A 5,612-nucleotide genomic window follows, 5' to 3' on the forward strand; every position below is an offset into this window, starting at 1 on the left:
AGTGGCGCGCCCGCTACTTCGAGGAACTCGGTGAGGGGAAGGACCGTCTTCAGAAGATCATGAATGAGACGAGCCGGTGCATTAAGTGCTACCAGTGCATTGAAAACTGCCCGATCTGCTACTGCGTCGAGTGCAGCACGAAGAAGTCGTACCTGGTCGAGCCGGGAGAGGTTCCGCCGCCCTTCATGTTCCACCTGATCCGCTACGCCCACATCGCGGACTCGTGCATCAACTGCGGCCAGTGTGAAGAGCACTGCGCGATGGATATCCCGAACTCGCTCTTCATGCATGCCCTGCAGGTCAACCTCCAGGAGATGTTCGGCCACACCCCCGGTGTGGACATGGAACTCCCGGTCCTCGCGCTCGTCGAGGAGAGGACGGAACGCAAGCGGCTTGCCGACACCGGCAGCGACCAGATCTTCAATATCTTCGGGTAAACCAAAGACCATTCTTTTTTTTGACATTGTTAAAACCCCTCCCTTTAAATTCAGGGGGAAATTACCTCGGAACTCACCCCGACTTGCTTTCCGCCCGGGAACGGGTGCGATGAGCGGGACGTCCGGGGTTTGAGAAGACGAGTTCGTCCCAAAATGCCTCTGCCGGGAGGGGGCATCCCCCTTCGAAACTCTTCGAGTTTCTCAAGTGCCCGCCCTGTGGCCGGGCACCCTTCGCAGCCTCGCGGTGCTCATGCACCCGGTTCGAAGACCAAAGGTCTTCTCAAGCTCCGGCCCATCGCACCGTTCCGCCGGGTGCACCTCCCCGGTCCCTCCCCCACGTGGTGATATCCAGTGGGAAGCTGTTTCACCCTTCTTGCCACAGATATGGTTCAGGTGCTAGAATCCTCGGAGGGAAGTGTTCCGATAATTTTGGGACGACCTCGACCAAAGGTCTTGGAGCGGGGGCTTTCTGAAAGGAGCGTATGGGGCGGCGGCGTCGCCACGGTCTACGGGGGACAAACGGAGGAACGAAGTTTTTCTTAAAGGCGGCGGACGGAATGACGGGTGATGATCGAAGGCATCTTCCCGGGGGTCGCGTCTTCAAAAAAAAGAGCGGGTCCCTTCACGGGACCGTGTGGGAGAGAGTCGGGATGGAACTCTGGTTTGAGAATGTCTCCTCGTGGCCGTCCGGGAACCGGACCACCGTCCGGTCAGGGGAGAAGTCGGCATCAACGAGCGGTGCGAACCAGTAACCGTCGAGCACCTCCTGAGCCCCGGTGAAGTCGAGTCCCGGCGTCGAGTAAGCGTCCCCGCCGTCGGTGCTGGTGACCTTTGCAAAGTCCTGGACCGTGAACCTGGCGACATCGCTCTCGGCTGCGGCCACCGTTACGGGGGCTCCCAGCGTCCCCTCGAGCGCGGACTTCAGTTCCTGCTCCGGTTCGGCAATCTTGAAGAAGACGGCAATCCTCTCGATCCAGGAGAGGGTATAGTCAAAGGTGATCTCGGCACTCCCGTCCTCGTCCACGGCTACCAGAAGGTTGTCCGCGCTGAATGCCCCGGCCGGTGCCACCATCAGCGTCAGGACCAGAAGGGAGGCGACCAGAATTCCGCGTTTCATGCTTCTACCTCGAACAGCCGTATGCCGTTTGTACGGATAAATCTTTTGAAAGGGTCTCCTCTGTGTCACGGCGTGATAGTTCCCGGCCGGCTCCGAAACCACGGCTGTCCGGCGATCCCTATTCCGCCGTCAATGCACCCGCAGCCAGAGGTGCAGGTTGCGGTAACTGACGTCGGTGAGGTTGTCCATCGGGATATCTTCCGGAGGCGCCTCCTTGAAGAGGAGGAACTCGATCCTGTTGGTGTCCGGACCCATGACCCTGAATGAGTAGGGCTGCTCCACGGTCCGGTTATGCGGCACCGTAACGGAGAACCGGTCAAGGAGCGTCGCCGAGACGACTATCGACCGGTTTGTTGCATTATCGAACCGGCTCTCGACGGCAAACGTCTCTACCGTGTAGGTGATATCCCGATGCTCGTGGTTCCCGATACCGATGATGACCGTCTGCGGTGTTCCGGCCATGAACTCGGTCGGGTAATCGGCCGCCTTCCCCCCCGGCCCGAGGATGTAGAACTCGGTAAATTTCTCTCCCTCCTTCGGGACCACGACGATGAAGACCGTCGTCGCGACGGCCACAAGGACGGCGGCAATGAGGACGAGGCTCAGGACCCGGGCGACCCCGGACGTGGAACCGCCGGGACCCTCCTTCCGTGTCGCGAACCGGGTTCCCGGCTGGATGGTATTGAGCGGCAGGGCAAAAAACACGTATAGCGGGCTCTCGCAGATGACCGGCACGGAGATGCTCGGTGAGTCCGGGGAACCGATGAGGCGGTCTATAGCGGGTGCGGGCGGCATTCCGTCATCCATAAATAGCCATGCTATAAATAGGTTCTCCGGGAGCGTCTCCCGTCCTCGCAAACGACAACCGGGCAATCGATAAAGGTCTCACCTGAGCACCACCATATGCTGTTTCCCCCGTCCGGGATCGCCTGCGGAGAGAATCAGTATCTTTTAATTGAAATGCGGCACATGTGCAATGGTTATGCCCCGGGAAGACAGGGACGAGCAAGCTTTCACGGGCCTTGAAGCAGCCATCGTCTTTATTGCCTTTGTCGTCGTTGCGTCGGTTTTTGCCTACGTCGTGCTCGGAGCGGGCATGTTTGCGTCGCAGAAGAGCCAGGAGACGATGCACGCCGGCCTCGAAGAAGCCGGGTCCGCTCTCTGCCCGGGCTATACGGTCATTGCAAAACTCGATAACGATCAGGGTCGTCTTGATTTCATAGCATTTGACCTTGAGACCGCGAACGACCTCGCAGCAATCGATATGAGGAACATGACCTATACCCTCGCCACAACGGAGACCCTTGTCACGTTCCTTCCCGGCGACCCCCGCGTAACCGAAGACTGGCGGTACCGAAAAGATGCCGGAGACATCCTGGAACTGGGGGAGGTCGTCGCGGTGACCCTGGATACGGACGGCGCAGGCATCGGGCGGGGGATACGTTCACCGTCGAGATGACCGCCGCAGGTGGAGCGACCGCTTCACTGACCCGAACAATCCCGCAGGTATTGAGAAGAATGTTTATATCGAACTTTTCTAACACGAGAGGTTCCGGCCGTGACCCGTCGGATGCCGGGTTTACCGGCCTTGAGGCTGCGATTGTGCTGATCGCTTTTGTCGTGGTCGCTGCCGTCTTCGCGTATACCGTCCTTGCGGTGGGTATCCTCTTCTCCGGGGAGAGTCGGGCAACCGTTCACCAGGGAGTCCAGCAGGCCGGCTCGGCCTGTACGGTGACCGGCACCATCTACGGCATCAGCGAAACCTCCGGACGCATCGATGTAATCCTCGTCCCGGTCGGGCTTACTGTCGGCAGCGAGCCGATAGATATGACCACGGTCTCCGTCCGGCTGGTCGGTCCTCATCATATGGAAGAACTCCAGCGCAACGATCCTCTCATTGCCGCAACCCCCGATAGCGGACACTGGAGCGTCCGGGAACGGTTGAACGGCGACGCTGACCTCGTTCTTGAGCCCGGGGAGCAGTACACGTTGAGCATCGCGCCGGAGAACAGGGCCGACTGTGTTCCTTACGGGACGTTTGCCGTCGAGATCAACCCGGCGGGGAGGGCGGCGCTCCGGGTGGAGAAGACCGTCCCGGGCGGCCTTGAGAGGGTGACCCGCCTTGACTGAAAGGCCTTACCCGGCGTTCAGGAAGTCCCGGTGCCGGGTCAGCCCGATCACCCCGGCAACGCTCACCCCGACGAGCAGCAGGTAGTCCTCCGGCCCCGCGCCGGCCATCAGGATGCTCTCCGGGATGCCTGCCGCCAGGGCGGAGATGGCGGCGAGAGCGAGGAGGCCGAGGAGCGGGACGGCGACGCGGATGAGTCCGCGGCCAAGTCCGGCGAGGCCCGGAAAGATCCCACGGCAGGCGGCGAAGACGATGCCTGCCGATGCAGCGAGGAATATCCATTCAGAAAACGAAGATACCTCTGCGAGGATCGCGTTGCCGAAGAAGTCGTCAAACTCGTAGGGCTCGTAGGGGCCGAGGAGCGGGAAGTACCAACTGACGGGCATCGTCCACATCAGGTCGAGAACCTGGTGAGAGAGTACGCCCGTTGCGACGGCGAGGAGCGCGAACGATCCCCGCCGCCGTTCGAGGACGATGCCGGCGATGAGGAGAAGCATGACGAAGAGCAGCCCGTGCCCGACCGTCCTCCCGGAATCGAGGGATTCTGCAAGAAGGAGGTGTCCCACCGGTTTATCGAGCAGGTCCGGGAGGACGGCCCCGAGAGCGGCGAAGCCGATGAGCCGTCGATCGCCGATGCGTCCGGCAATTGCGAGACCCAGGATGAGGCCGAGAAACAGGTGACAGGCGAGGAACATCCGTCATGAAATCGATGTCGGAGGGATATAATCCTGCGGGTCTCCGCAATGGATATACCCGGCGAAAACCGATAGTTCTTCATCAACTGCAAGAGAACGATCATGGCCTCGCTCGATAGATCCGAGCTCCTCATCGTCTTCGCTTCCGTCCTCATCGGCAGCGCGGCGGGCTGGTGGAGCGGCATGCACTGGGGAAACAGCATCGTCAGCGTCGCGTCGACGCTCATCGGGACCGTCGTCGGTTATTACGTCATTGTAGCCGTTCTTCGAGCCGTGGGTCACCCGGTCGAGTAGCCGGCGTGGAAAGGGCACGCTTCACGCAGACACTCGCGATTGACGTCGCTGAACTCACACCGGATCTTCCCCGGTACGGGGAGAACTACTCCGAACCGCTCGGCAAGGAACGTGACCGCGGTGCGGATCGCAAGCCATGAGTCGCGTTTGCAGCACCGGGGACCGCCGTGCCGGGCGATCTCCATCAGGCTTCGTGCGGTCATCTGATTGGCAAGCGACCACTCCTGCTTCTTCAAGGGCGTGGAACCGGTGATCAGGCTCACGAAGAGGCCGGTCCCGACCGCCGCGCCGCAGGTGCCGTGAGTCCCGCAGAACCCGCCCGGGACCACGCCGGCCCGCTCGCGGGCCTGGCTGAGTAGCGCCTTCTTTCGCTCCGTTTCTCCTTCGTGGTTGCAGTACGCGGCGATGAGGCATGCCGGCACGAGGAAGTGGTGCTCCGGTCCGTGCATCCTGACCGCCGGGTAGCGCATCAGGATACAGGCGATGGCAAGCGGGTCTTCGAGCATCGTCGTGGTGCCGAACTCCTCGATGAGGTCGAGCGCCTCCAGACTGTGGCACCGGTCGCAGACGAAGTGCCCGGCCTCGCAGGCCGCCGTGGTTCTGTGGACCTCCCCACAGACGGCACACGCAAGGTCGCGGGGCTCTCCATACAGAAGGTCCCTGCCGCAGATCAGGCATCCGGCCCTATGCTCCATGGCAGGAGGGTGCGCCGCTGTACCCCATAAGCCTGCGCTCGGCCGGGATCAGGGAGCGGCCGGGTCCGGGGGAACTCGTTCTTCCGGCACCCCCGGACCCGGTCGGCGAAGGTCAGGAGAGACGGGCGGTGGGAGAGCAGGTGGTCATCCGGTCCCGGACGATGGTCTGAAGCGTCTGCCGGATCTGTTCATCGGTCTGTGTTCCAGGTTCGTCTTTCAGAAAGGTCTTCACCGGGTCTTCACCGG

The 5,612-nt window shown here is 61.6% G+C and carries 7 protein-coding genes and 1 pseudogene; 4 read left to right on the forward strand and 4 right to left on the reverse strand.

The features are described from left to right. Window positions 1-437, forward strand: a pseudogene (locus tag BRA42_RS06755) (4Fe-4S dicluster domain-containing protein); the annotation flags it as partial. Window positions 438-1,059: 622 nt separating this feature from the next. Here BRA42_RS06755 and BRA42_RS06760 read toward each other — a convergent pair. Together BRA42_RS06760 and BRA42_RS06765 are read right to left on the reverse strand one after the other, a co-directional pair. Continuing rightward, the gene (locus BRA42_RS06760; RefSeq protein WP_292406515.1) at window positions 1,060-1,554 is read right to left on the reverse strand and encodes a hypothetical protein; all 495 of its coding nucleotides are present in this window, start codon (window positions 1,552-1,554) and stop codon (window positions 1,060-1,062) included. 129 nt (window positions 1,555-1,683) lie between these two features. Beyond that, window positions 1,684-2,361, reverse strand: coding sequence for a DUF1616 domain-containing protein (locus BRA42_RS06765; RefSeq protein WP_342686074.1), 678 nt, complete (start codon window positions 2,359-2,361; stop codon window positions 1,684-1,686). A 175-nt stretch (window positions 2,362-2,536) separates the two neighbouring features. On the opposite strand from BRA42_RS06765, the gene BRA42_RS06770 reads away from it, so the two are divergent. Then, entirely contained in the window at window positions 2,537-3,013 is a 477-nt protein-coding gene (locus BRA42_RS06770; RefSeq protein ID WP_292406521.1) for a flagellin, read from the forward strand. Window positions 3,014-3,072: 59 nt separating this feature from the next. Beyond that, window positions 3,073-3,684, forward strand: coding sequence for an archaellin/type IV pilin N-terminal domain-containing protein (locus BRA42_RS06775; protein WP_292406523.1), 612 nt, complete (start codon window positions 3,073-3,075; stop codon window positions 3,682-3,684). Between the two features lie 6 nt (window positions 3,685-3,690). Here the strand turns inward: BRA42_RS06775 and BRA42_RS06780 are convergent, their stop codons facing one another. Next, on the reverse strand, window positions 3,691-4,377 hold the full coding sequence (locus tag BRA42_RS06780; RefSeq protein WP_292406526.1) for a metal-dependent hydrolase: 687 nt from the start codon (window positions 4,375-4,377) through the stop codon (window positions 3,691-3,693). 102 nt (window positions 4,378-4,479) lie between these two features. On the opposite strand from BRA42_RS06780, the gene BRA42_RS06785 reads away from it, so the two are divergent. Then, on the forward strand, window positions 4,480-4,671 hold the full coding sequence (locus BRA42_RS06785) for a hypothetical protein (RefSeq protein ID WP_292406528.1): 192 nt from the start codon (window positions 4,480-4,482) through the stop codon (window positions 4,669-4,671). Here BRA42_RS06785 and BRA42_RS06790 read toward each other — a convergent pair. Next, window positions 4,656-5,366, reverse strand: a complete 711-nt coding sequence (locus tag BRA42_RS06790) for a DUF5714 domain-containing protein (protein WP_292406531.1) — start codon at window positions 5,364-5,366, stop codon at window positions 4,656-4,658. The two genes, BRA42_RS06785 and BRA42_RS06790, sit on opposite strands and share 16 nt — an antisense overlap. Between the last annotated feature and the right edge of the window lie 246 nt (window positions 5,367-5,612).

The organism is Methanoculleus sp. UBA374 (assembly GCA_002508705.1).
Lineage (GTDB): Archaea > Halobacteriota > Methanomicrobia > Methanomicrobiales > Methanoculleaceae > Methanoculleus > Methanoculleus palmolei.